General features: G+C 61.6%; 1 protein-coding gene. It reads right to left on the bottom strand.

All coding sequences use genetic code 11. The features are described 5' to 3' along the window. Positions 1–336: hypothetical protein (locus tag ACZM96_RS09180; RefSeq protein WP_489488683.1), on the bottom strand; the 336-nt coding region annotated here is incomplete at both ends.

Genomic DNA, 336 nt, shown 5'->3' with positions numbered 1-336 from the left:
CCCTGAATGCGGCGATAGTCCACGCCTTCCTCGGAATCCTTGCCGGGCACGGGAAGATACCCTTCCTTGTCGAGCTTGGAGTACAAGGCGCGCAGGCGTTCAAGAATCGCCCGTCCATTTTCGGCCGAAGTCTTTTTACCGTCGTCGGCAGGGGACAGAATCCAGGCGCATTCGTTCATGGTCAGGCAGAGGCCGCCGGGCAGAAGAAGCCTGCACGGCGAGGCCGTCTCGTCCCATACCGGCTCTTTAGCTCCTTCCTCCCTCGCCCGGGCGCACACGGTGCGGAGAAAGGGATTCCAGTGCCTGCCTCCGCACGTCTTTTTCTCCAGCTGCATC

The sequence above is a fragment of the Mailhella sp. genome (assembly GCF_057866825.1).
The sequence above is the reverse complement of the archived record's forward strand: the minus strand, read 5'-3'. Positions and strand labels throughout refer to the sequence as shown.